Genomic DNA, 25,963 nt, shown 5'->3' with positions numbered 1-25,963 from the left:
GTTATAGGGGTTATCACTGCAGCGTTGCCGCAGGGGTTATCTATGATTTTGTAATTAAGCTACCCAGTTTGCGCAAAATTTTGTCTGTGTCGAGGGGAAATCGTTTTTTTTTGGTTACTTTCTTTCATGCTTGTCGGTTTTGCTCGCGTTATTCCATCATAGCGGCCAGCAATCGCTTCTAATGTCATTTAGGGCGGGATACTAGATCGAAAAAAGCCGGCCTATGTAGGCCGGCTCGTTGGGTTATGGCTAGGTAGCAGTATTTAGAACAAGTAGTTCAGCTGCAAACCGTAGATGTAAGCATCGCCACCGGCACTAAAATCGGTCGCCGTTGCGGCGTTACCAGATACTAGTTCCTCGGTACCACCGACTTGATCACCATCAAGGAAGGCAAAGCCGGCATCAATCGAGAGGTTTTCATTGGCAGTATAGGTGGCACCCAGGCTCCACCAGTGACGGTCAGAATCTGGAATACTTAGCGTGCGTTTTTCTGCTGACACCGGGCTTTCATCATAGGCATAGCCCGCACGGAACGCCCAGTGATCGTCCATGGTGTAAGTCGCACCCAGCGCATAACGCCAGCTGTTATCCCAACCTTCTTCTTTTCTCAAGCACTGGCCTGACGTTCCATCATTACATTGTGCGCTGGTTGCTTTCAGCTCTTTAAAGGTATCCCAACCGACATACATCGCACTATAGTGCATTGCAATTTGTTGATTCAGTTGGTGGAAACCAGAGAATTCAATAACCTCAGGAAGGCTGAGCTCCAGTTCACCATCGACCTTTTGGTTGGATGATGATAATCCCTGATAATCACCTTCAAGGGTTACATCGGTTTGTGAGCGATAGGTGAGACCAAAGCGATTATTTTCATCCACTTCCCAGAGGGTACCGAGATTCCAACCAAAATCCCAACCATCACCTTTAAGGTGCGCGATACGATCCGTTGGTGACGATGTACTAGGTAGTGTTCCCGCGGCGGAGCCTGCAAATCGATTCAACTCTGCATCGGCGTAAATGGCACTGATACCGGCACCGATACTCCACTGTTCATTAAGCTTGTAGGCTATGTTGGGATTAAAGTTCATGGTGACTAATGATGTATCACCCGCTGCGGGTCCTGCTGCGAAATCTTTAGAATATTCGGTTGATAAACCGAAGTTAGAAAAGGCTGAGAAGCCAACGGCGAGTCGATCATCAATCGGCTGAATTAAATGGAAGTTCGGGACATACTCAGTAGGAGCCAGATCTTTTTCATTTGTCGATAGCCCTGCTTGTTGCAAAGTAGCGGCATTAGCAGCCCCTACATTATCTACGTCCGCATGCACATCGGGATCAATAATGGTCAAGCCGCCCGAGAATGCGGTGGTGTTAAAACGGGTTAGGGCAGCCGCGTTGCGTGCGCCGACGGCGGCATTGTCTGCGATAGCGGCTTCACCGGCAAAAGCACGCCCCAAACCGGATACCGAGGTTTCTGATACTTGGAAGCCGGCACTGTGTGCTTGTACGGCTAACAAAGATAAACTGGTTGCCACTAGCGATTTCTTAAATAGTGATGACATAACGCGCCTCACTCCTATGTTAATTAAGCTTCTTGTTCTTTGGGGCCGCMGCTTCAAAGCCCATCTTACGTGGGCGAGAGAAGTGGTCGGATGTTCTACAGGTTCAATACTGGCACCAATTTCGCGTTTGTTAAAGGTTGGTTTCAAAACGGATACCGCACGATGTCACCTGGTTGGGCTGATAATGTTTCTATCGATTGTTTTAAGTAAATACTCTAAAGCGTTTATTGCTCATCTCAGCCCGTGTTTGGCGTAATATGGATAAATTAATTCTGTCGCTCACTCCTTATGTGCCTGTTTAATCGTGGTTAATATGCTGGCTAAACAGAGGCCAAAATAAGATCACAAAAATGTGACAACAAACAAGTTGTTAACAATTAAAGCATGCATTTATTGCTGCAACGGATAACCGTGGGTCGACTCACGCGCTGGGGTTTTATTCGGGCGTCTCTTCCTGCGCGTCAGGCGCAGAGGGCAAAGGCCAGCCGCCTAGGCGCTTCCAGCGATTAACAATTTCACAAAATAGCTCGGCCGTACGCTCGGTATCGTAAAGGGCGCTATGGGCTTCTTTGTTATCAAAAGCAATATCAGCGGTTTTACAGGCTTTAGCCAGCACGGTTTGCCCGAGAGCCAAGCCGCTTAAAGCCGCCGTATCAAAGGTGGCAAAAGGGTGGAAGGGGTTACGCTTTAGTTTCGCGCGCTCGGCGGCGGCCATCACAAAGCTGTGATCAAAATTGGCATTGTGGGCGACCATAATGGTGCGCTGGCACTCTGCCGCTTTTTGCTCTTTACGGATCAGTTTAAAAATCTCTTTTAAGGCCTCGCCCTCATCAACCGCGCCGCGCAAGGGGCTGTAGGGATCACGAATGCCGGTAAATTCAAGGGCCGCTGGCTCTAAGTTGGCGCCTTCAAAAGGCGTGACATTAAAATGCAATGTTTTATCCGGAGCGAGCCAGCCTTGCTCATCCATTTTTAAGGTTACCGCGCAAATTTCGAGTAATGCATCGGTGTTGGCGTTAAACCCGGCTGTCTCCACATCAACAACAACGGGAAAGTAACCACGGAATCGGGCCTTAAGGCTGTTTAGATCGCTTTCTTGGCTCATGCAATGTCACTTTACTTACAATAATCAGAGCGTGATTATCGCAAATCCGGACGATAAGCTAAAGTCACCATCTTGCCGGTCGATATCTTTATCGTTACTCTTGTTGGTTAAACCGTCTCTCACTGCTGGGTGCATCCTCTTTAGGTGTGCAAATATGCCACTCCAAGGATCATAAAGCCTGTGCAGAGCCTCATGCGAAGTTCGGAGTCCAGAATGGCGTCTCGCCTTTTTAAGCCATGCCTGATTAATAATGTGTTGCCGGGCGCGCTGGCCCTCACCGTGGGTCTATTGAGTGCGGGTAATGTTTATGCAAACAAGCAATATGTCGCATCGCTTGGCGAGTCGAACTGGGCGGTGACCATAGATACACCGATCGAGTGCCGCCTGCAGCACAATATTCCTGGATACGGGCTCGCGTCGTTTACCTCGCGCGCCAGCAAAGACATGAATGTAGATTTCGAGTTGGAGATGCAGCGCCCTATGGGCGAGACAGCGCCGGTATCTTTGCTATCCATGCCGGCCGATTGGATGCCCGGTGAACCGGCCCGATACATGGACCAGCTTAAGTTTTTCCAACAGTTTGATGGTTATGTCGGCGGCCAAACGGCCTGGTCGATGTTGAGCGAATTGGAAGAAGGTCGCTTTCCTACCTTTAGTTTTCAAGATTGGCGGCGCCAACAGCGTCAAATCGATGTTGCCCTGTCTGCGGTGGCGTTTGGGGCACCGTACCAAGAATTTAGCCAATGCTTAAACACCTTATTGCCTTACGCGTTTGAGGACATTTCCTTTACCGTGTTGCGCTATCAAGAAAACAGCGATGAACTCACCAAAGCGAGCCGCCAACGCTTAACCCAAATTGCCGAATTTGTCCGCTATAGCGATGATATTGATTTGGTCCTGGTCGCCACTTATTCCGATGCACGAGGCACACGCGCCGCCAATCAACAAATGTCGGAGCGGCGGGCGAAGAAATTACGTGACTACTTTACCTCTTTGGGCTTGCCTGAGGACAGGATCACCGTTGAAGCCTATGGCGAGCGCCGGCCGGTCGCCGATAACGAGGATCCCATTGGCCGAAGTAAAAACCGTCGTGTGGTGATCTCTCTGGGTAGGACCTTGTTATAAGGCACAGTCAACGTTCAGCGAGTAGGCGGACGTTCAGCCGAGGTGGGATGACAAACCAAAAGCAAACCTTGTTTCCGAGCGACAGAAATAACAAAGCCCTGCGGTTAAAGCAGGGCTTTGTTGTCTTGGCTATGTCGCTATCACTAAGGCTCACTCTGTTAAGCGTGTGAGCTTCATGAGAGCAGGTGTCAGTTAACCGTTTAGGCCAGCAGACGCGCTCTTGTTTTGAATAAGTTCGAGCTTATAACCATCAGGGTCAGTGACAAAAGCGATTTCAGTGCTGCCACCTTTTACTGGACCTGGCTCGCGAGTGATATTGCCGCCGGCTTGGCGAATTTGATCACAGGTGGCGTAAACATCGTCGACACCGATCGCAATATGACCAAAGGCGTTGCCGTGATCGTATTCCGATTCGCCCCAGTTATAGGTCAATTCGATTACTGCACCGTCAGACTCATCGCTGTAACCGACAAACGCCAAGCTATATTTATACTGCTCGTTTTCATTGGTGCGTAACAAACGCATACCCATTACGTCGGTGTAAAATTTCACTGCGCGATCCAGATCACCGACGCGGATCATGGTGTGTAGAATTCTGCCGTTAGACATGACGTTGCTCCTTTATTACTTGCCAGTGCTCGCCTGAAATAGCGTTAGCTGTCTGGATAGACTTTATCTTTATATTCACATAAATCTTCAATGATGCAACTGCCACAGCGGGGTTTGCGTGCCAGGCAGGTATAGCGTCCGTGCAAAATAAGCCAATGGTGCACATCGACCTTAAACGCTTTGGGCACCACCTTGTTCAGTTTCTCTTCCACGTCATTGACGTTTTTACCCATCGCAAACTTGGTGCGATTAGATACCCGAAAAATATGGGTATCGACCGCAATAGTGGGCCAACCAAATGCGGTATTGAGCACAACATTGGCCGTTTTTCGCCCGACACCGGGTAAGGCCTCCAGCGCTTCGCGGTTTTCTGGCACCTCACCACCGTGCTGTTCGATCAGCGCACGACAGGTCTTAATCACGTTCTCGGCTTTGGAATTAAACAGGCCGATGTTTTTGATATAGGACTTCACCCCATCCACACCTAGTGCCAATAAGCCCTCTGGAGTGTTGGCCACCGGGTAGAGTTTATCGGTAGCTTTATTGACACTCACATCGGTAGCCTGGGCAGACAGTAACACTGCAATCAACAACTCGAAAGGGGTAGACCAATGCAGCTCTGTTTGCGGTGTTGGATTGTTGTCTCGCAGCCGCTCCAAAATCTGTTGTCGTTTTTCTTTATTCATTTCCCTATCCTGTCACTGATTGCCGGTGATCCGCGCGCGTTCAATCACTGGTTTCTGCTCGGATTCTGTCTTACTGGCAAGATGGGTATCAATGATGTTCTTCAGAGCGATCAAAAAGCCCACCGCTAAAAATGCACCGGGTGGCAATATCGCCAATAAGAATTTGGTATCGAATTGGAAAATTTCAATCCGTAGCGCCGCGGCCCAGTCACCGAGCAACAGATCGGCGCCATCAAACAAGGTGCCGTTACCAATAATCTCTCGAATCGCGCCGAGTATCACCAGCGCTGCAGTCATGCCCGTTCCCATCCAAAACCCATCACTAACCGATAAGCCAACCGGGTTTTTTGAGGCAAAGGCTTCAGCGCGGCCGATAATAATACAGTTGGTGACAATCAAGGGGATAAAGATCCCGAGTGACTGATAAAGGCCGTAAGCATAGGCATTCATCACCAATTGCACACAGGTGACCAATGAGGCGATCACCATCACGAAAATTGGGATACGCACTTCTTTAGGCACCCATTCTCGGATCACCGACACGATTAAGTTGGAACCCACTAGCACAGCCAGTGTTGCAATGCCGAGGCCCAGCGCATTGGTGACGGTGGCAGAGACTGCCAGCAGTGGACACAACCCCAGCAGCTGCACAAAGGCGGGGTTGTTGCTCCATAAGCCATTTTTCATCAGCGCTTTGTGGTCACTGTTCACGACGCACCTCCGCAATTGACAGGTTGGTTAAGCAAGGTAGCTTGTTGCTGGCTGACAAACCAGGCCGCTTTTTTTACCGCAGTAACCACCGCCCGGGGGGTAATGGTCGCACCGGTAAACTGATCGAACTGACCGCCATCTTTTTTGACCGCCCAGCGTTTATCGTCTTCACTGGTCACTGTCTTGCCGCTAAAGCTCCGTACCCAGTCCGACACACGTAAGCTCACTTTGTCTCCCAGGCCTGGGGTTTCATTGTGCTCGAGGACCCGTACGCCCAAGACTTGATGACTGGTGGCATCCATCCCGATCAGCACTTTTATCGCGCCATTGTAGCCATTGGGGGCGATGGTTTGAATGGCGACCGTGGTCACCTCATCGTTCAAGGTGCCGACATAAAAAGGTTGCGCCTCGTCAGTGCCGAGTGCGTCCGAGTTTGTCACCAGGCGGCAGCTTTGGTGAAGCGGATTATCATGGCGCGCTTTTGGGATCACTTGATTGAGCGCTTTGGATAACTGAATTTGTTGTTGCTCTTTTATCGTGTCTTCAGTCAGCGCATTGGTAACCGCCACTAATGCGGTGGATAAGAGGGCTGCGATCGCCAAGATGCCCCCATGTTTTCGTATTGTTTCAATCATGACGGTGACTTCTTCTCTGCCCGCTTATTCGCATGGCCGTAAGTTCTCGGTTTGGTGTAGTAATCAATCAAAGGCACGCATAAGTTAGCGATAATCACTGCAAACGCGACACCGTCGGGGTAGCCACCCCAAGTACGGATCAAGTACACCAACACCCCAATGAGGCCGCCGAACCACAAGCGCCCTTTGTCCGTCGTGGATGCGGAAACCGGATCGGTGGCGATGAAAAATGCCCCCAGCATGGTCGCACCAGACAACAAATGAATCAGCGGCGACGCTAATTGATCGGGCGCAATCAAGTGGCCCAACAGTGAGCTTGATAATAAGGCGGTGAGTACCGCAACCGGAATATGCCAGTTGATCACACCGCGTTGAATCAATACCAAACCACCGAGCAGATACAGCGTATTCACCCAGGCCCAGCCTTTGCCACCAACGGCAGAAAATATAGGCTGTTGCAAGGCCTCACTGACGGTTTGTCCGCCGGCTAATGCGGTTTTTATGGTGTCCAGTGGCGTGGCCATGGTCGCACCATCGACGGTCATACGGAGTTGGTTAACACTAAAACCGTCCAACGTATAGCCACTGAAAATAGCGGCTAGGGTATCACCGAACGTTAACGCATGGGTGGCAAGGCTTTCGGGTGGTAGCCAGGTGGTCATTTGTACTGGAAATGCGATCAACAGTACTACATAGCCAACCATAGCAGGATTAAACAGGTTTTGACCCAGCCCGCCATAAATATGCTTGGCAACGATGATAGAAAACGCGGTACCAATTACGATCACCCACCAAGGTGCCATCGGGGGGATCGCGACGGCCAAAAGAAATGCAGTGAGCAGCGCGCTATTGTCACGTAAATAGGCCATCACCGGGCGGCGACGTAACCGCATCACCAGTGCTTCTGTTGTCCAGGCGGTTAACACGGCGAGCGTTAGCTGGATTAATACTCCCCATCCAAAGAAATACCACTGTGCCGCGAGTCCTGGTAATGCGCACAGGAGAACGGTCAGCATAATATGGCTGGTGGAGCGCTTATTGTGGGCGTGTGGTGAACTTGCAATGAAAAACGCCACGTTGATTATTCCTTATTATCTTGTTTTTGTTGAGCGGCTTTACGCGCTTTGGCACGGGCAACGGCAGCGGCGACAGCGGCTTTTTTATCGCTGGMYTCGCCAGTGTCTGACGTKTTGTTGGCTGTTGCGGTTTGGCTTTCAGYYGAAGCCGAYGAATCAGCGCTTGATTCGCCTTGTTGCGCCGCTTTTCGGGCCTTAGCACGGGCAACGGCAGCGGCGACAGCGGCTTTTTTATCGCTGGMTTCGCCAGTGTCTGACGTTTTGTTGGCTGTTGCGGTTTGGCTTTCAGYYGARGCCGATGAATCAGCGCTTGATTCGYCTTGTTGCGCCGCTTTTCGGGCCTTGGCGCGGGCAACGGCAGCCGCTACGGCGTCTTTTTTACCATCTTGGTTGTCAGTGTTTTCTGATCCTGCCTGCGACGCTATGGCTTGCGCGGGTTTTTGCGTCTCTTTCGCCGCCTTACGCGCTCGGGCTTGTCGTTTGCGCTCCTCGCGCAACTTCATCATTTCACTGTTATCTGGCTCATCACTGCCGGTTTTCGCTGCCTCGGCTTGCTTGGCTTTTGCGCGTGCAATCGCAGCGGCGACTGCAGGTTTCACGTCGTTATCGGCCGATTGCGCCGCTTTTTTCGCCTTCACCCGTTCAACTGCAGCGTTTAAGGCATCGCCAGAGCCGGCATTTTGCTGTGCAGCTTGTTTGCGACGTTCCGCTGCTTGGCGGTGTTTTTCTTCTCGCTCTTGCTTTTCTCGTTCCATCCGCGCTTTTTTGGCTTCAAAGCGTTGGCGCGCCCGTTCGGCCGCCTCTTTTTCTGCTTCAATCTCGCGGATTTCGGCTTTGGCTTGGCGATAATATTGCACCAGCGGAATCTCACTAGGACAGACGTAGGCACACGCGCCACATTCAATACAATCAAATAGATCGTAGTCTTGGCATTTGTCATAGTCTTGATCTTTCGCGTACCACTGCAGCTGCTGCGGGAGAAGATGCGCGGGGCACACATCGGCACAGGCACTGCACCGAATACAGGCCATTTCTTGTTTGGCTGGTGCTATTTCTTTGCGGGTTGGCACCAACACACAGTTAGTCGTTTTGGTGATGGGCACCTTGGCGTGAGGCACCGTAAAGCCCATCATCGGGCCGCCAATAATCACCCGTGGCTGTTTTTTATCCGCTTTATAGCCGTGCTGAGCTAATAGTTCGCCAATCGGCGTGCCCAATAGTGCCCAGCGGTTTTGCTGGGTTTTGAGCGTTTTCCCGGTCAGGGTTACCACGCGCTTGATAAGCGGCTCACCGTCTAGCACGGCGCGCTTAATCGCGTATGTGGTGCCAATATTTTGCATCAACACGCCGATGCTGGCCGGAAAGGCTTTGGCCGGTACCTCTTTTCCTGTGATCAGTTGGATGAGCTGTTTTTCACCCCCTGATGGGTATTTGGTCGGCACCACTTGAATGAGGATGTCGTCCTCAACCGCGTCGACGGCGGCGTTTAACGCAGCAATCGCCTCGGGCTTGTTATCTTCAATACCAATCACCGCCAGTTTTGGCTTCACAATGTGGTTGAGAATTTGGATGCCCGCGACGATTTCATCGGCGCAATCTTGCATCAAGCGATCGTCGGCGGTGATATAGGGCTCACACTCGGCGGCGTTGATGATCAGTATCTCGGTTCGTGCGAGGCCGGTTTGTAGTTTACGGGCGGTAGGGAAACCCGCTCCCCCCATTCCCGCAATGCCCATAGCGCGAATATGGTCAATCAGGCGTTCAGGTGTTTGGGTGTGATACTCAGCAAAAGCGGGTTTTGCGCCCCATGTATTGTTACCGTCCGGTTGAATCACAACACAGCGATCGGATAACCCAGAAGGGTGGGCGATGGTTCTATCTTCAATTGCAATCACGGTGCCTGAGGTTGGAGCATGCACCGGCACACATTGCTGAATGTCGGTTTCGGTGAGAGCTTGTCCAGCGAGGACCTGATCGCCTTGGCTAACGAGTAGTTTGCCTTTACTGCCAATATGTTGTTTTAACGGAATAACCAGTTCAGATGGCAGTATGTGCTCAAGAATCGCGTTTTGGTTAGATTGGGTTTTGTGCTCGGGTGGATGAATACCGCCGTGAAAATCCCAGATCTGACCGTGTTTAATTTGTTCAATGAGACTTTCCATCAGGCGCGTGCCCCCTGATTGTCGGTTATGTTTACTACCGGAATTTGGTCGAGCTGCCACTTCCAGGTTTCTGGTGTGTCCTGGACGGGGATCATTTCAATGCAATCGGTCGGACAGGGTGCTACACAGAGATCGCACCCAGTGCAATCTTGTTCAATCACGGTATGCATGGCTTTGGTGCTACCGACAATCGCATCAACAGGACACGCTTGAATGCATTTAGTGCAGCCAATGCAGTCTTCTTCGTGGATAAAGGCAACGGTTTTGATGCTTTTTTCTTCATCATGCGCCAATTCTGTCGCTTCAACGCCCATCAGGTTGGCGAGGTTCTCGATGGTTTGTTGCCCGCCAGGGGGACATTTATTGATTTCATCGCCATTAGCAATCGCTTCGGCATAGGGTCGACAACCAGGATAACCACATTGGCCACATTGCGTTTGTGGCAGGATGGCATCAATTTGATCGACAATGGGATCGGCCTCGACTTTAAAGCGGATCGAGGCAAAACCAAGAATTGCGCCGAAAATAGCGGCGAGGGCAGCGATAACAATCACTGCGATCACGATTCCACTCATGATAAGGTCACCAATCCAGTAAAGCCCATAAAGGCGAGCGACATCAGACCTGCGGTGATCATAGCAACAGACGCGCCCCGGAAGGGAGCCGGCACATCAGCCGCGGCAATACGCTCACGCATCGCGGCAAATAGAATCAACACCAGCGAGAAACCACAAGCCGCACCAAAACCATAAATGATGGATTCAATAAAGCTGTGCTGCTGTTTTACGTTGAGCAAAGCAACACCCAACACCGCACAGTTTGAGGTGATCAGTGGCAAGAAAACGCCCAATAACCGGTGTAACGTAGGGCTGGTTTTGTGTACCACCATCTCAGTGAACTGCACGACCACGGCAATGACGAGGATAAAGCTCAGTGTGCGCAAGTAGCCAAGATCTAACGGAATGAGGATATAGGTTTCAACCAGGTACGAGCTCACCGATGCCAGGGTCAGCACAAAGGTTGTGGCTAAGCCCATGCCAATCGCTGTTTCTAGTTTTTTTGATACGCCCATAAATGGACACAGGCCCAAAAACTCCACCAGAACGAAGTTATTGACCAAGACAGTGCCCACTAATAGCAACAAATACTCAACCATGCTATTTAATCATTTAGTGTTTTTGTGATCTGCCTATTATCGACCTTTGAAGCGGCTATAACAACCGCCATCAAGCAGGGTTTTTGCCTGATCCGTTGTAAGCTATCAGTGACGCTTGATTTGCGACCGGCTTAGTAAAGGGTAGTGGTAGAACAGAAGGGGCGATCAATATAAGAATGCTGTTTCGAGGGAGAGAATAGTCGAAGATCAGACAGTGACTTGGAAAGAGTAGAATTAAAACGAAGGAAGTGGCTCCCCCTGCGGGATTGAACGGGGACGCCCAGTCCTGCGACATAATCTGCGAAGCAGATCAGACAGTGACTTGGAAAGAGTAGAATTAAAACGAAGGAAGTGGCTCCCCCTGCGGGATTCGAACCTGCGACATACGGATTAACAGTCCGCCGTTCTACCAACTGAACTAAGGGGGAATCGATTTACTGATGTATTCTTTTTGATTTCAAGGTTGGCTCCCCCAACTGGACTCGAACCAGTGACATACGGATTAACAGTCCGCCGTTCTACCAACTGAACTATGGGGGAATTGCCTTGAGAACGGGGCGAATCTTAGCGAGCCCCTGAAAAAGTGTCAACTCATCAACCCTAAGAAAATCCATCTTTTCAACTGACTGCTGAAAAGCTAGCCGTTGGCGTTGATAAAAGCACCACAATGGCGATCGATTAAGCATTGATGCGAACTTGGACTTGACTTTTATTCACCCCAGTAAGGCAAGGGCTTTCAGTGGTTACCCACAGATTCTGTGGATAACCATGTGTGTGAATCTTGATAAACTCGCTACATGGTTGATTTTATGCAAAACATCGATAATCACGAAATTGTTTTGTGTTTTTATGGTTATGATTTTATTGATTTTTTATGGGTAAGTGCGCACGAGTATGACGAAGGCGGAATGTCAATATTATGCACAGATTGTTTTTTCGTCAGTCATTGAGTATCGGGGATAAATACAGTGATGATCATTGAATGTTGCGATTTTTTTGCGGGAAGGAGGGGTAAGGGTTCCAAAAGAGGACCGACAGGTTACCTAGGTCCGATTTTCAGATCAAGAACTCTACGCGAAAAAGATCGCATTTTACACGTAACCAGTAAGCAGTCAGAGTCGTTGACTCCGTCAGGTGAGTCAGGACAATAAGATGACTTGGTCAGACGACCCAACAGGACAGCCTCATGAGTAAAACGTTTTCGCTGCATTCTGCTTTTCAACCATCGGGCGATCAGCCTGAAGCCATTCACCGATTATGTGAGGGGCTCGATGCGGGGCTCGCGCATCAAACATTATTGGGGGTAACGGGCTCAGGTAAAACATTCACGATGGCCAATGTGATTGCGGAACTGAATCGACCCACGATGATACTGGCGCCCAATAAAACCCTAGCGGCTCAGTTATATGGTGAAATGCGTGAGTTTTTCCCGGATAACGCGGTAGAGTATTTCGTTTCTTACTACGACTACTATCAACCAGAGGCCTATGTGCCTTCAACCGACACCTTTATCGAAAAAGACGCGTCAATCAATGATCAGGTTGAACAAATGCGGCTTTCGGCAACTAAAGCCTTAATGGAACGGCGTGATGTCGTCATTGTGGCGTCGGTATCGGCCATTTACGGCTTGGGGGATCCCGACGCGTATCTGAAAATGATGTTACATATCCGACGCGGTGATATTCTGGATCAGCGCACTATTTTACAGCGTCTCGCGGAACTCCAATATACCCGTAATGATCTGGCATTTGAGCGCGGCACATTCCGAGTTCGCGGTGAAGTGATTGATATTTTCCCCGCCGAATCAGACAAAGACGCGATCCGAGTTGAGCTTTTCGATGACGAAGTTGAAACCATTAGCGTTTTTGACCCATTGACCGGTCAAGTCAGCGTCAAAGATATGCCACGCTGTACCATTTACCCCAAAACGCATTATGTCACCCCGCGAGAGCGTATCTTGGAAGCGGTTGAGCAGATAAAAGTGGAGCTCGCTGATCGCAAAAAAACGCTGCTTGAAAATAACAAGTTGTTGGAAGAGCAGCGGATAACTCAGCGCACGCAGTTTGATATCGAGATGATGAACGAGCTGGGGTATTGTTCCGGGATTGAAAACTACTCACGTTACCTGAGTGGCCGGACTCAAGGCGAGCCGCCGCCGACGCTATTTGATTATTTGCCGGCTGATGGCTTGCTGATTATCGACGAATCTCACGTGACTGTGTCTCAGATTGGTGCCATGTATAAAGGCGATCGATCACGTAAAGAAACACTGGTCGATTATGGGTTTCGCTTACCGTCGGCGCTGGATAACCGGCCACTTAAGTTTGATGAGTTTGAAGCACTCGCCCCACAGACAGTTTATGTCTCGGCGACACCGGGCAATTATGAGCAAGAGAAATCAGGGTCAGACATCATCGATCAAGTGGTGCGACCGACGGGGCTTATTGACCCTGAAATTGAAGTGCGCCCGGTCGCCACTCAGGTCGATGATTTACTCTCAGAAGTACGTGCCCGGCGCGAACTGAATGAACGGGTGCTTGTGACCACATTAACCAAGCGTATGGCCGAAGACCTAACCGAATATATGCAAGAGCACGATGTGCGCGTGCGCTATCTACACTCTGATATTGATACGGTTGAACGCATGGAGATCATTCGCGATTTACGGCTTGGCGAGTTTGATGTCTTGGTGGGGATCAACCTGCTACGAGAGGGGTTAGATATGCCAGAAGTCTCTTTGGTTGCCATTTTGGATGCCGATAAAGAAGGTTTCTTGCGCTCTGAACGCTCGCTGATTCAAACCATAGGCCGTGCTGCGCGTAACCTACGCGGCAAAGCCATTTTATATGGTGATCGGATCACCAAATCGATGAAGCGTGCGATTGATGAAACCGAGCGGCGTCGCGTCAAACAAGTGGCTTACAATGAAGAACATGGCATCACACCGCAGAAATTGAACAAAAAAGTGATGGACGTGATGGAAATCGGCACCGGTAAGCGAAGCAAGGCGAATAAATCGTCCGCGAAGTCGTTACGTGCTGTTGCCGAGCCAGATGCAGATTATGCACTGAAATCCCCGCAAGCGATTGATGCGGAAATTAAAAAGCTTGAAAGCCAAATGTTAGAAGCGGCACAAAACCTTGAGTTTGAAACGGCAGCACAATTGCGCGATCAGCTCCAGGGGCTGCGCGAGCAGTTTATCGCCAATAGTTAGATAAAAAGCTAGATAAAAAAAAGCCAACCTAAAAGTCAGGTTGGCTACAGTGTTTCAGTGAGTAATAACTCACAAACAACGTCAGTTGGCTAGGTGACCCCTTAGGGTCACACAATAGGATGCATTTGGCGTGCCAAAAATTAAAAAGGCGATTACATCGACAAAACGTGTGGTTTTAAGCCACAAGCAAAGATACAATGTGGGAAATTTTGCATAATGCAACGCATTTCGCATACGCTCGTGCAATTGAGCCAATGAATATTACAGGCTCAATGAAGGCTATGGGCTCAATGAAGGCTATGGACTCAATGAAGACTATGGACTCAATGAAGACTATGGGCTCAATGAAGACTGTATGCTTTATGAAGACCCCAGGCAGCGATGTGATTCTTGGAGGATAAATGCCAGCACTGTCACCCAATAAACGAATATTGATGGTGGAAGATACAGCGTCGGTCGCGGCGTTATACAAATCGTATTTAAATCCCTTGGATGTCGACGTCACTATTGTGGGCAAAGGGCAGGATGCGCTGACTTTCTTTGAACAAGAAGGCGACCAACTTGCGTTGATCATTCTGGATCTTCGCCTGCCCGATATGTCAGGGATTGATGTGCTGGCAAAAGTCCGTGCTGTCGCGCCAGACTTGCCGGTGATCATCATGACAGCTCATGGCTCGATTGACGCGGCAGTCGACGCGATGCGCCATGGCGCCAATGATTTCTTAATTAAGCCTTGTGAAGCGGATCAATTGCGCGTCACGGTGAATAAGTCGCTCAAGCCTAAATCCAGCCATCAATCCAACACCAGCAAGCACGAAAGCGAATATCATGGCTTCATCGGCAGTAGCTTACCGATGCAAGCGGTTTACCGCGTGATTGAATCCGCCGCCCCCAGCAAAGCGACTGTTTTTATTACAGGTGAAAGTGGCACCGGGAAAGAAGTCTGTGCCGAGGCCATTCATGCAGCCAGCACCCGCAGTAATAAGCCTATTGTTGCATTAAATTGTGCCGCTATTCCCAAAGATCTGATTGAAAGTGAGCTGTTTGGCCATGTCAAAGGCGCGTTTACCGGGGCGGCGGCTGAGCGTGAAGGGGCGGCAGAAATGGCGCATGGCGGCACTCTCTTTTTAGATGAAATTTGCGAAATGGATATGGATTTGCAATCCAAATTGCTACGTTTCATTCAAACGGGTAGCTTTCAAAAAGTCGGTTCTTCGCATGTCAAAAACGTGGATGTTCGATTTGTTTGTGCAACCAACCAAGATCCTTGGCTTCAGGTTCAGCAAGGAAAGTTTCGTGAAGACCTCTATTATCGTCTGCACGTGATTCCACTTGAACTGCCGCCTTTAAGCGCACGCGGTGACGATGTACTCGCGATTGCCAATGCCTTGCTCGCTGTATTTTCTGCAGAAGAGGGTAAAGATTTTTGTCGCTTCAGTGATGAGGTAGCCGATCTCCTGCTGCGTTATGACTGGCCGGGTAACGTTCGTCAATTGCAAAATGTGATTCGCAACATTGTTGTGCTGCATAATGGTGAAGAAGTCAGCAAAGAAATGCTTCCTCCTCCTGTGAATCGCGTTTCTGGTGCCGAAATTGCATCACCGCAGCATAACGCAGGGTCTGACGTCACGACGAGTGCCTTTTCGCCGAATCACCTGGTGACGCGAGAGTCACCAGATTCAACGCCATCGTCGTTGAGTAAAGCGGATATCGAGCCTTTATGGAAAATTGAAAAGCGCGCCATTGAAGCGGCGATTGATGTGTGCAATGGCAATATCCCGCAGGCGGCCGGGTTACTCGAAGTGAGTCCTTCAACCTTGTACCGAAAACTGCAAGCCTGGCAAAAAACTGCGGCGAATGAATGATAGGAACGGATGTATGGCCACCACAGTAAATACTGAAACATTGCGTCGATTGGCATTAGAAGTGGGAGAGGATACGGTGACCGTTTTACTCACTGTATTCAGTGATGAATTATCTCAGTATCACTCTCAACTGGCTGGTTCGCCATCAATTGAGCAAATCCGTGAAATCAGCCATGCGATTAAAAGCAGTGCCGCCAGTTTTGGTGCCGATGATTTAGCCGAAATGGCGCGCGAGTGCGAATCGCGTGTTAAGCAAGGCCAGCGCGAGTGGATGTCACATCACCTGGATGAGCTTACCGAAATGCTGCAAGGGACGGCGTCAACATACCGGGAGATGGCAGTCGAGCAGGACTTCATCAATAGCTTGACGTAGCTTATCCCGGTCGTGACGCCAATGATGATTTGAAGAGGCCAGCTCGGCCTCTTTTTGTTGATAGTCTGGGTCAAGCTGTGTCGCGCTTTTCTCTCCGAGTATAACATCAACCTTTTTGCCTCCCATCGCACGTTCGCACCATGCCAACATAGTATCGAGAGACATCTCGCCCGCCGGACCGATTTCTTTGCCTAAATTACGGATAAAAACAATTTTTGCCTGCGTATGTTTGAGCGCTCGTCCCAATTCGGGAACCAGTAAAGGTGGCATGACACTGGTTAAAAAACTGCCGGGGCCGAGCAGTATCATGTCTGCCTGTGCAATTGCATCCATGGCTTCACGTGTGGCCGGTACGGTTGGCGAGAGAAATAAACGTGTGGGGGGCGCAGAGAGCTCATCAATGTGTGTTTCCCCCGCGACGGTTTCGCCGTCGGCCGTTAATGCGGCTAATTCTGCTGGGTGTTCAGACATCGGCAGAAGATGCGGACGTACATCTAATAGATCGCGAATCAGCTGAATCGCTTCTAAGGGGCGAACGGATAAATTATCGAGCGCCGTCAGGATTAAATTGCCTAAATTATGCCCATTCAGTTCGCCTTTGCCTTTAAATCGGTATTCGAACAGCATAGAGCCCACTGATGGTTCGGTAATTAATTGATTCAAGCAATTACGAATATCACCCCAGGCTATTCCTCCCTGGCAGGCGCGAATACGGCCCGTTGATCCGCCGTTATCTGTCGTAGTGACAATGCCGGTCACGCGATTTCCATGCTCACTTAATGCAGATAATACTCGCCCTAAGCCATGTCCACCGCCAAGGGCGACGATACGTGTTGAAGACGTGACGTTTGCTTGGTGAGACGAACTTTGCGCTGATCGATCTTGATCAGACACGGTTTGGTGGGAAATCGCTGGATCAGAAAGCGTTGGATGGCGCATTGCCGAGAGACCTAAACAGACAGAAAAATTACACTAATGTTACCTTAATCGTCCGAATTAAGAAGAAACGCTTGGTGCGAAAATGTGAGCAAGGGAAGAAAAGTACGATAAAAAGTGAAAAAATGGGATAACGCAGCGCATTATCCCTCACCCTAAAAAGACAGAAAAATGGGCGCAATTGGCAAGGCAGCATAGAAAGCACAGAAAGCATCGTCCTCTATCTAGTGAGGATCCTGCATCATACTCAGTAGGTAATCGCGTGTAGCGACACAAGAGTTATTGGCCATTAATGCTTGTTTTTCATCGGTTGGCAGCGGTAACAGCTCTAACCAGCGTTGGCATAACCAGGTTAAATTGGAGAACTCTGCCTCACGATGCATGCTTTGTAGCTCTGGGTGGCGCTCAAACATGGATTGTAAGCGCTCAACCAGTGGTTCGCTTTGCTTATCGACGTGGCAGTCAGGCCAGCGAGGGAGTGGACTCACGGTCGCGAATAACATCTCATCATGCTGGTGGTTGAAGGCTCGAATCGCAAAACGCGCAATGCCGCGGGCAGTGACAACCAAACACCCATCCTCTTGACTGCGGGTGTAATCTTCAATCTCGATAAAGGTACCAATATTGACATGCTGACGCTGAGCCTGGCTTTCTGCCATACACACCCCCAAAGGCAGACCGTGTTTTAAGGCAAAGACCAGTGTTTGCAACGCTTCCCCGGTTGGGATCCGGAGTGGAATGCGTCCACCCGGTAATATATGGCGATCGTTGAACAGAATGGGTGTTGATTGTCCCATGGTACACCTCCTGGTGAGCAATGGTTTGGTCTAATAATCTAGATACTGCAAAAGGGGTGCCTACTTTTTAAAACTCAACTGTATCGGGGGGTTGGCACGTTTCTAGCGGCTTAAGCCATAACCGACGGTTGAATAAATCGCAATTTGCAATGCAAATCCGCTTCATGGCCTGCATTGTGCAATCGCGTATTGTGCAATTAAAAAAATAGCCTCCAACATGGGAGGCTATTAGATTGACGCATCGTCACTTCAACACCGCGTTAGCGATTAACCTGAGGTTTTTTTCCTTTGTATGGATTGTAACCATGGCGAACGCGTGCGCACAGGGGGCGCGAGGTTGAACTTTGTGGTCTCATAGTCTTGCTTGTCACTCTTTTGTCGGAAGAAAAATAAGATGGTGATAGGAAACGTCTCACCACTTGTACAAGGATGGGGGAGATAGCAATGAATAACAAGATAGTCTGGTTAAAAAGTGGTCGATATTGGTATTTCGTCTAAAAAGCGAATTATTATCAGTTAATCTTCTTAAATTTGGTTGATAAAACGCCGATAACCGCGTGGCTGTTGAGATGGCCATCATCAGGCTCGTGTCGATGCAATCGCTAACATGATCATCTTTTGCTTTCTTGGAGACAAGGGTGTAGCTTAAAAATTGCACAAGCGGTTTGTACCAAAGTAATAAAAACGCAATCGAGGTTGTGATTGCCTAGTTTGTGATTACCTAGTTTATGATTACTTTGTGTGACTGTGCCAAACACTGATCCGTTCAGGAGGACACAATGAAACACAAGCGCTATAGCAATAAGAAAATGAAAGAGATGTTGAACAATGTGATGCCGGAGATGGAGAAGGCCCGCGAGGAACACCATGCCCTCAACGATCAGGCGCATGATCACTCGCCTGATGAAAGTCCGACATTTACCCCGGATGAGGCCAAAAAGTAACAGGCATCACGTATAGCCAGCGTTTTCACGCTGGCTATACAGAGAGAATGACACCGCAAATACCCTCCCGCAGCAGTCACTTGAAATACCATCCATTTTGTGACCTTGATACCTGTCTGACATCACACGTGCGCTTTTATGTTGAGTTTTTTTGACAAATAGCGTTTATTATCGTCGTTACAATTGATTAACATTGATGTGGTTTGCCAGTTAAAGTCACTGAGGTGAAAGTGTTCGGTAGAGGCTTGTGTGCTTTCTAAACGGTAAGCCAGTGAAGTCTTAGCCTCAAAGTCCGCAGATTCAGTATAAACAGCAATTTGTACCGTTTTTTGTTACTGGTGATGAATAAAGCGCTAAATTTGCCTTGTCTTACCAGCTGAACGTTTTTTTATGTGACTTAAGTGTAGTGAAAGATAAGTTTTTAATCTCATTTTATGGCAAAATACTTCAGGTTTATGGCAAAACACAGTATTGATTGGTAATGTTTTGCCTTTAGTCGCGCGGCACGGCGTAGTACAACTTCTAGAGTTGTGCAAATGGATTCTCCCGCTGGCTGCGACGATTGTCATGGATGCAATAGCGATTGTTATGGAGTTACACGATGAAGCTAAACACGATTACCCGAACCCTTTTTATGGGCGCTGGCCTTTCTCTGGCTCTCGCAGGATGCAGTGAGCCCGAGCAAAAACAAACCTCCCAAACAGCCCCTGAGCAAAAAACTGAAACCGCCGCCGGCGAACCCCAACTTGCTGATGTACAAGAGCTCGTTCGTGGTAATGGGGCGGAAGTGGCTTCTCTCGATCCACATAAAACCCAAGGCGTGCCAGAGTCACATGTTATTCGTGACTTACTCGAAGGTCTGGTTAACCAAGACGCCGACGGTAATGTGATTCCTGGTGTGGCTGAGCGCTGGGAAAACAAAGATAACAAAGTCTTTACCTTCTACCTGCGCGATGAAGCCAAGTGGTCAAACGGCGATCCCGTTACTGCGCAAGATTTTGAATACAGCTTTAAACGTGTCGCTGACCCAATGACGGCGTCGCCTTACTCATGGTATCTGGGTTATACCCACATGGAGAATGCCAAAGCCATCATCAAAGGTGAAAAAGATAAAGACACATTGGGCGTTGAAGCGCTAGACGATCACACACTTAGGGTAACGTTAGATACTGCTGTGCCTTACTTTGTGAAGATGATGGGCCACACCACCATGAAGCCGGTGCACAAAGAAACGGTGGAGAAATATGGTAATGAATGGACCAAACCAGAAAATTTCGTTGGTAATGGCGCGTTTGTGGTCGATAACTGGGTAATCAACGAGCGTATCGAATTAACGCGTAATGAGCAGTACTGGGATAACGACAATACCACACTCGACAAAGTCACTTTCTTGCCGATTGAAAACCAAGTCGCAGAAATGAACCGCTACTTGGCCGGTGAAATTGATATGACTTACGAGATCCCCAATGAGCATTTCCGTCGTTTGAAAAGCGAGCATCCAGACGATCTCTCTATTGTGGGTAACCTGTGTAGCTATTACTACATCTTTAACACCAAGCGTGAACCTTTTGATGACGTCCGCATCCGTAAAGCATTGTCTTATGCCATTGATCGCAATGTAATCACTGACGCTTTACTGGGTCAGGGCCAAAAACCGGCTTATTTCTTAACACCAGAGATCACCGCTGGCTTTGAGCCTGAATTGCCAGAATACGCCAAAATGACCCAAGAAGAGCGTGATGCAGAAGCTAAGCGTTTGCTTAAAGAGGCAGGATTTGGTGAAAATAATCCGCTTGATTTCTCACTGCTGTATAACACCAGTGAAAACCACAAAAAACTGGCCGTTGCGATTGGTCAAATGTGGAAAGACAAGCTCGGCGTGTCTGTCGATCTGAACAACCAAGAGTGGAAAACCTACCTAAGCACCAAAGACGAAGGTAACTTTGACGTGGCGCGTGCCGGTTGGTGTGGTGATTACAACGAGGCGTCGACCTTCCTCAGCTTAATGCGAAGCACCAATACCTCAGGTGGTGTGCACTACGATAGCCAAGCTTATGACGCTATCATGCAAAAAGCGATGACCACCACCGATGAGGCGGAACGTAGCAAACTATACCTTGATGCAGAAGAACAAATGGCGAAAGACATGCCGATTGCGCCAATCTATCAGTATGTAAAAGCGCGTCTGCTTAGCCCCCAAGTCGGTGGCTTCCCAGCCAATAACGCGGAAGAGAAGATCTTCTCCAAAGATCTTTACATCAAAGCGGAGTAATCCCTGATTCACGGCTAAGTGAGGGAGTCGTTTATTACGACTCCCTTGATGGTTTCGCTGTTTGTGGAAATGCCCAAGGCAGCGCTTGCTGTGATGCTTAACTAACATGGAACAGCTCGTATTTATGCAAGAGCTAATGTTGACGGTAGAGCTATGTTGAAATTTATCGCGAAGCGAATATTGGAAGCGATCCCAACGCTGTTGGTCTTAATCACTGTTTCCTTCTTCTTGATGCGGTTTGCGCCTGGCAACCCTTTTTCAAGTGAACGTCCATTGCCCCCGGCGGTGATGGAAAATATTAATGCCAAATACGGCTTAGATAAGCCCGTGTTTGAGCAATACACCACCTATTTAGGCAATATCTTACAAGGGGATTTTGGTCCCTCGTTTAAATATATTGACTATAGCGTTAATGAATTGATTGCTGGCTCTCTCCCTGTTTCGGCGCAAATCGGCGCGATAGCATTTGTGTTCACACTGCTGTTTGGGGTCACGATCGGTACCATTGCCGCGCTGAAACAAAACACCTGGATTGACTACACCATTATGTCGACCGCGATGCTCGGGGTGGTCATGCCATCGTTCGTGCTCGCGCCTGTGCTTATTTATATTTTCGCCATTAATTTGGGCTGGTTACCGGCGGGTGGCTGGCAAGGGGGTGGTTGGCACTTTATGGTGCTCCCCGTGATTGGCATGTCGTTACTCTACGTTGCCACGTTTGCGCGTGTGACCCGTGGCAGTATGATTGAAACCCTGAACAGTAATTTTATTCGTACTGCACGCGCCAAAGGATTGAGTTACCCGACCATTATTGTCAAGCATGCGCTTAAGCCAGCGATGTTGCCGGTGGTGTCTTATATGGGGCCAGCCTTTGTTGGGATTATTACCGGCTCGGTGGTGATCGAGACCATCTTTGGGCTACCTGGCATCGGTAAGCTATTTGTTAACGCTGCGTTTAACCGTGACTATTCACTGGTACTGGGTTGTACGATTTTAATCGGGACGCTGACCATTCTTTTCAACGCCATTGTCGATATCCTACTTGCGTATATCGATCCTAAGATCCGTTACTAGGGGTGACATGATGCTGACGAAAAAAGAAAACATTGACGCCCTAGAAAACTTCGCAGAAGAAGTGGATGTAAAAGGGCGAAGCCTTTGGCAGGACGCAGCGATACGCTTTAAACGTAACCGAGCCGCGATGGCCAGCTTGGTGATCCTTGTCATTATTGGTTTGAGTGTTCTATTGGGTCCGTCCCTGAGTGCTTATGCTTATGATGCGACCGACTGGTACGCCATCCATGCGGCCCCGACATTAGGTCTTGATGGCCACTGGTTTGGCACTGACGCCCTTGGACGAGATCTGTTTACGCGCACCATGATGGGCGGGCGTATATCGATTATGGTTGGCGTGATGGGCGCCTTTGTCGCCGTCCTGATTGGTACACTATATGGTGCAACTTCTGGCTTTATTGGCGGCCGTACCGATGCGGTAATGATGCGCTTGGTTGAGATCTTACAATCGATTCCATTCATGTTCTTCGTGATTGTGTTGGTGACCTTCTTTGGTCGGAATATCGTACTGATCTTTGTGGCGATTGGTTGTATTGCCTGGCTGGATATGGCCCGTATCGTTCGTGGTCAAACGCTCAGCTTACGCAGTAAAGAATTTGTTGAGGCGGCGCATGTTTCAGGGGTGAGCACACGTCATATTATTACCCGCCACATCGTGCCGAACGTATTAGGGATTGTCGCAGTGTATTCGACCTTGTTGGTGCCGAACATGATTTTGTTCGAATCCTTCCTCAGTTTCTTGGGTCTGGGCGTGCAAGAGCCAATGACCAGCTGGGGTGCCTTGCTACAAGAAGGGGCACAAACGATGGAAATAGCAATCTGGCAGCTGCTGTTCCCAGCGACCTTTATGGTGCTGACGCTATTCTGTTTTAACTATGTCGGTGATGGTTTGCGTGATGCGCTGGATCCAAAAGATAGATAATCGACAACTTTTGGCGTCGTAAAAAACGTAATAAGAAAAAAAGCGCAGGTTTGTTTCCTGCGCTTTTTTATCAATCATCGAGCGCGATCTTTTGCAAAAAATCGCGGTTATTCTGGTGCCTCGTCTAAAGGATACCAGTAGCCGCGGTTTACCCACAGCGTGAGCATCGGCCAAAATAGGCTATTTTCAGCGGCTTCACCGAGCATTTCCCAATCGATAAAACGCTGATTGCACAGCTTAGGAGTCAGTGACTCACAGCCTTCCGGTAAGTCAAAGCTTTCACCGAGCATAAAAATTATTTCTGACTGATCAGCGTGATAAAAAGCACGTAAGCCACTGAGTTTTTCTAAACACAGACCATCTTGCATGGCGGCTTTGAGGCTATCAGGCTGCCACTGCGGATCGGGGCTGAGCAAATCGAGCTCGTGTCGAGCCTGAGAGAGAAACTCGCCAACCCAGCGTTTTTTAAGGGTTTCGTCCTGCATTAATGCCATCATCATCTCATCCATTTGGGCGAGATGTTGTGGGTCGAGTGCCGCTGGCGCATCGGGTTGCGCTGGCATGGCTGGCCAATGGAAATGGTTATCGCCCGCTTCATCAACAATCACTTGATCCGCGTAGCTACTGAGTAGCTCGCGCGCTTTTGGCGATCGATAACCAATCGAGTAACTGAGCGAAGGTTCTAGGGTATCGCCCTCGTGCGGGAAACCGGGTGGAATATAAAGAATATCCCCAGGGGCTAGTTCGACATCGATAATGGCATCAAAGCCAGTAATTTGCTTGAGACCGGTCTCGAGATTGGCATCTTGATAATCGCCTTTCGGCCCAACGCGCCAGCGACGACGCCCTTGCCCTTGAACAATAAAGACATCGTATTGATCGATATGGGGTCCCACGCCACCTTGCGGCTGGGAATAGCACACCATAAGATCGTCGAATAACCACTGAGGCAGTGTCGAAAAGGCACTGGCTAACTCGCGGGCGCCTGGGTGCCAGTGGTTGGCTGCCTGAACAATTAGTTGCGCGTGAGTATCAGGAAAGTTGCTAAAATCCGCAAACGGTCCGTGGGCAACCTGCCATTGACCATTCGCGTGTGTCACCATGCGAGAATCAATATCGGCTTCCATCGCCAAGCCTGCGACTTCCTCTGGGTCGATGGGATCCTCGAAGTCTATAAAGCCTTGACGGATAACGGTAGGCGCTTGGTGCCAATAGGTGGACATAAAGTCGGCAATGGAAAATTGAAACTGATACATAGCATCACAGGTTAAGAAATTTGCGGCAGTATAACGCGCTGAGCGGGGCGGTGCGAGGGGGATAAAAAACGGCCCCCAATGGAGGCCGTGAGGTATGAGAACGTTTTGCTTAAAGTTTGTCAGTGAGCTTGACCGCATCACCAATGTAGTTAGCTGGTGTCATTTGCTTCAAGCGCGCTTTTTCATGCTCAGGTAAGTCGAGGCCATCAACAAAAGCACGCATGCCTTCGCCATCCACCCGTTTACCGCGCGTGAGGTCTTTCAACTTCTCGTACGGCTTTTCAATGCCGTAGCGACGCATTACGGTTTGAATCGGTTCGGCAAGCACTTCCCAGTTCTTATCCAGCTCGGCTTCTAGCGCGGCTTGGTTGACTTCTAGCTTGCTGATCCCTTTAAGGGTCGAGGCATAAGCAATTAGGGTGTAACCCACGCCGACACCCAGGTTACGTAATACTGTCGAATCGGTCAGATCACGCTGCCAGCGAGAAATCGGCAACTTTTGCCCCAGGTGAGAGAAAATTGCATTCGCTAGGCCGAGGTTACCTTCCGAGTTTTCGAAATCAATCGGATTGACTTTATGTGGCATGGTCGACGAGCCAATTTCACCTTCAACCGTTTTTTGCTTGAAGTGACCCAGCGCGATATAGCCCCAGATATCACGATCAAAATCGATCAAAATGGTGTTAAAACGCGCCACGGCATCAAAGAGCTCAGCAATGTAGTCATGCGGCTCAATTTGAGTGGTGTACGGGTTCCAGTCGATACCGAGCGAAGTGACAAAGGCTTCGCTGTAGGCGTGCCAATCAATCTCTGGGTAGGCCGACAAATGGGCGTTGTAGTTACCCACTGCACCATTGATTTTGCCGAGAATTTCAGTGCTTTCGACTTGCTTAATCTGACGCGCCATGCGGTAGGCAACGTTCGCCATTTCTTTACCCATGGTCGACGGCGAAGCCGGCTGGCCGTGGGTGCGAGAGAGCATCGGCACATCGCGGAACTGTTGTGACAAGTCTTTAACTGCATCGGCAAGCTGTTGCATTTCCGGTAAGATCACCGTATCACGCGCGTCTTTAAGCATCAGTGCGTGAGATAGGTTATTGATATCTTCCGAGGTACAGGCAAAGTGAATAAACTCGCTAACCGCATGAATCTCTGGGTGATGAGCAATTTTTTCTTTTAAAAAGTATTCAACCGCTTTGACGTCGTGATTAGTGGTGCGCTCAATCTCTTTGATTCGGGCGGCGTCTTGCTCATCAAATTCAGCGGCAATCCGATCGAGGAGGGCGTTGGCGTCATCACTAAATGCAGGCACTTCTTTGATGCTGTCAGTGGCTGCCAAGCTTTGCAGCCAGCGGATTTCAACGATGGTGCGATACTTTAGCAATCCAAATTCACTGAAAATCGATCGTAACGCAATCGTTTTCGTACCATATCGGCCATCGACCGGGGAAACAGCAGTCAGCGCTGACAGTTCCATTTTATG

The 25,963-nt window shown here is 49.3% G+C and carries 22 protein-coding genes and 2 tRNA genes; 8 read left to right on the top strand and 16 right to left on the bottom strand.

Features of this window, described 5'->3' with window-relative positions; all coding sequences use genetic code 11:
* Window positions 1-263 precede the first annotated feature (263 nt).
* Together BZG78_RS05820 and rnt are read right to left on the bottom strand one after the other, a co-directional pair.
* Window positions 264-1,562, bottom strand: coding sequence for an outer membrane protein transport protein (locus tag BZG78_RS05820; protein WP_077660641.1), 1,299 nt, complete (start codon window positions 1,560-1,562; stop codon window positions 264-266).
* Between the two features lie 436 nt (window positions 1,563-1,998).
* A complete protein-coding gene (gene rnt, locus BZG78_RS05815; protein ID WP_021022306.1) occupies window positions 1,999-2,667 on the bottom strand; it encodes a ribonuclease T in 669 nt (222 codons plus the stop codon).
* Window positions 2,668-2,880: 213 nt separating this feature from the next.
* Between rnt and BZG78_RS05810 the strand changes: the two genes are divergently transcribed.
* The gene (locus BZG78_RS05810; protein WP_021022307.1) at window positions 2,881-3,792 is read left to right on the top strand and encodes an OmpA family protein; all 912 of its coding nucleotides are present in this window, start codon (window positions 2,881-2,883) and stop codon (window positions 3,790-3,792) included.
* A 192-nt stretch (window positions 3,793-3,984) separates the two neighbouring features.
* Here the strand turns inward: BZG78_RS05810 and gloA are convergent, their stop codons facing one another.
* The 10 genes from gloA to BZG78_RS05760 all read right to left on the bottom strand — a co-directional run bounded on the left by gloA (window position 3,985) and on the right by BZG78_RS05760 (window position 11,367).
* On the bottom strand, window positions 3,985-4,401 hold the full coding sequence (gene gloA / locus BZG78_RS05805; protein WP_021022308.1) for a lactoylglutathione lyase: 417 nt from the start codon (window positions 4,399-4,401) through the stop codon (window positions 3,985-3,987).
* Between the two features lie 44 nt (window positions 4,402-4,445).
* Window positions 4,446-5,087, bottom strand: coding sequence for an endonuclease III (nth, locus tag BZG78_RS05800; RefSeq protein ID WP_021022309.1), 642 nt, complete (start codon window positions 5,085-5,087; stop codon window positions 4,446-4,448).
* Window positions 5,088-5,099: 12 nt separating this feature from the next.
* On the bottom strand, window positions 5,100-5,798 hold the full coding sequence (locus BZG78_RS05795) for an electron transport complex subunit E (protein WP_274533714.1): 699 nt from the start codon (window positions 5,796-5,798) through the stop codon (window positions 5,100-5,102).
* Window positions 5,795-6,433, bottom strand: coding sequence for an electron transport complex subunit RsxG (rsxG, locus tag BZG78_RS05790; protein ID WP_077660640.1), 639 nt, complete (start codon window positions 6,431-6,433; stop codon window positions 5,795-5,797). Before rsxG ends, BZG78_RS05795 begins: the two co-directional genes overlap by 4 nt.
* Window positions 6,430-7,509, bottom strand: coding sequence for an electron transport complex subunit RsxD (gene rsxD / locus BZG78_RS05785; protein WP_077660639.1), 1,080 nt, complete (start codon window positions 7,507-7,509; stop codon window positions 6,430-6,432). The genes rsxG and rsxD overlap by 4 nt, the downstream gene beginning before the upstream one ends.
* Before the next feature lie 5 nt (window positions 7,510-7,514).
* Window positions 7,515-9,671 carry an electron transport complex subunit RsxC gene (gene rsxC, locus BZG78_RS05780; protein ID WP_077660638.1) on the bottom strand — a complete coding sequence of 719 codons (2,157 nt, stop codon included), beginning with the start codon at window positions 9,669-9,671 and terminating at the stop codon, window positions 7,515-7,517.
* Complete coding sequence (rsxB, locus tag BZG78_RS05775; protein ID WP_021022314.1) at window positions 9,671-10,246, bottom strand: electron transport complex subunit RsxB; 576 nt, start codon at window positions 10,244-10,246, stop codon at window positions 9,671-9,673. Before rsxB ends, rsxC begins: the two co-directional genes overlap by 1 nt.
* Window positions 10,243-10,827: an electron transport complex subunit RsxA gene (gene rsxA, locus BZG78_RS05770; RefSeq protein ID WP_021022315.1), complete on the bottom strand. Its 585-nt coding sequence runs from the start codon at window positions 10,825-10,827 to the stop codon at window positions 10,243-10,245. Before rsxA ends, rsxB begins: the two co-directional genes overlap by 4 nt.
* A 352-nt stretch (window positions 10,828-11,179) precedes the next feature.
* A tRNA-Asn gene (locus BZG78_RS05765) sits at window positions 11,180-11,255 on the bottom strand.
* 36 nt (window positions 11,256-11,291) lie between these two features.
* Window positions 11,292-11,367: transfer RNA gene (locus BZG78_RS05760), tRNA-Asn, on the bottom strand.
* Between the two features lie 646 nt (window positions 11,368-12,013).
* Here BZG78_RS05760 and uvrB point away from each other — a divergent pair.
* The 3 genes from uvrB to BZG78_RS05740 all read left to right on the top strand — a co-directional run bounded on the left by uvrB (window position 12,014) and on the right by BZG78_RS05740 (window position 16,279).
* Entirely contained in the window at window positions 12,014-14,041 is a 2,028-nt protein-coding gene (gene uvrB / locus BZG78_RS05755; protein WP_021022317.1) for an excinuclease ABC subunit UvrB, read from the top strand.
* Window positions 14,042-14,442: 401 nt separating this feature from the next.
* Window positions 14,443-15,906: a quorum-sensing sigma-54 dependent transcriptional regulator LuxO gene (luxO, locus tag BZG78_RS05745; RefSeq protein WP_242412989.1), complete on the top strand. Its 1,464-nt coding sequence runs from the start codon at window positions 14,443-14,445 to the stop codon at window positions 15,904-15,906.
* Window positions 15,907-15,919: 13 nt separating this feature from the next.
* On the top strand, window positions 15,920-16,279 hold the full coding sequence (locus BZG78_RS05740; RefSeq protein WP_021022320.1) for an Hpt domain-containing protein: 360 nt from the start codon (window positions 15,920-15,922) through the stop codon (window positions 16,277-16,279).
* Here BZG78_RS05740 and BZG78_RS05735 read toward each other — a convergent pair.
* Window positions 16,226-17,218, bottom strand: coding sequence for a YvcK family protein (locus BZG78_RS05735; protein ID WP_077660636.1), 993 nt, complete (start codon window positions 17,216-17,218; stop codon window positions 16,226-16,228). The two genes, BZG78_RS05740 and BZG78_RS05735, sit on opposite strands and share 54 nt — an antisense overlap.
* 221 nt (window positions 17,219-17,439) lie before the next feature.
* Window positions 17,440-18,012 carry an LON peptidase substrate-binding domain-containing protein gene (locus BZG78_RS05730; protein WP_021022322.1) on the bottom strand — a complete coding sequence of 191 codons (573 nt, stop codon included), beginning with the start codon at window positions 18,010-18,012 and terminating at the stop codon, window positions 17,440-17,442.
* A 779-nt stretch (window positions 18,013-18,791) separates the two neighbouring features.
* Between BZG78_RS05730 and BZG78_RS15400 the strand changes: the two genes are divergently transcribed.
* The 4 genes from BZG78_RS15400 (at window position 18,792) to oppC (ending at window position 23,224) form a co-directional block, all read left to right on the top strand.
* Window positions 18,792-18,956: a hypothetical protein gene (locus tag BZG78_RS15400; RefSeq protein ID WP_158009963.1), complete on the top strand. Its 165-nt coding sequence runs from the start codon at window positions 18,792-18,794 to the stop codon at window positions 18,954-18,956.
* Window positions 18,957-19,557: 601 nt separating this feature from the next.
* Complete coding sequence (locus BZG78_RS05725; RefSeq protein WP_077660635.1) at window positions 19,558-21,228, top strand: ABC transporter substrate-binding protein; 1,671 nt, start codon at window positions 19,558-19,560, stop codon at window positions 21,226-21,228.
* A 153-nt stretch (window positions 21,229-21,381) separates the two neighbouring features.
* The gene (gene oppB / locus BZG78_RS05720) at window positions 21,382-22,302 is read left to right on the top strand and encodes an oligopeptide ABC transporter permease OppB (protein ID WP_021022324.1); all 921 of its coding nucleotides are present in this window, start codon (window positions 21,382-21,384) and stop codon (window positions 22,300-22,302) included.
* Window positions 22,303-22,312: 10 nt separating this feature from the next.
* Window positions 22,313-23,224, top strand: a complete 912-nt coding sequence (gene oppC, locus BZG78_RS05715) for an oligopeptide ABC transporter permease OppC (RefSeq protein ID WP_077460389.1) — start codon at window positions 22,313-22,315, stop codon at window positions 23,222-23,224.
* Between the two features lie 107 nt (window positions 23,225-23,331).
* On the opposite strand, the gene BZG78_RS05710 is transcribed toward oppC, so the two are convergent.
* Entirely contained in the window at window positions 23,332-24,480 is a 1,149-nt protein-coding gene (locus BZG78_RS05710; RefSeq protein WP_077660682.1) for a cupin domain-containing protein, read from the bottom strand.
* Window positions 24,481-24,589: 109 nt separating this feature from the next.
* On the bottom strand, window positions 24,590-25,957 hold the full coding sequence (purB, locus tag BZG78_RS05705) for an adenylosuccinate lyase (RefSeq protein ID WP_077660634.1): 1,368 nt from the start codon (window positions 25,955-25,957) through the stop codon (window positions 24,590-24,592).
* Window positions 25,958-25,963 lie beyond the last annotated feature (6 nt).

This window comes from Salinivibrio sp. MA351, from assembly GCF_001996065.1.
Taxonomy (GTDB): Bacteria; Pseudomonadota; Gammaproteobacteria; order Enterobacterales; family Vibrionaceae; genus Salinivibrio; species Salinivibrio costicola.
This window is presented reverse-complemented; position numbering and strand designations above follow the sequence as displayed.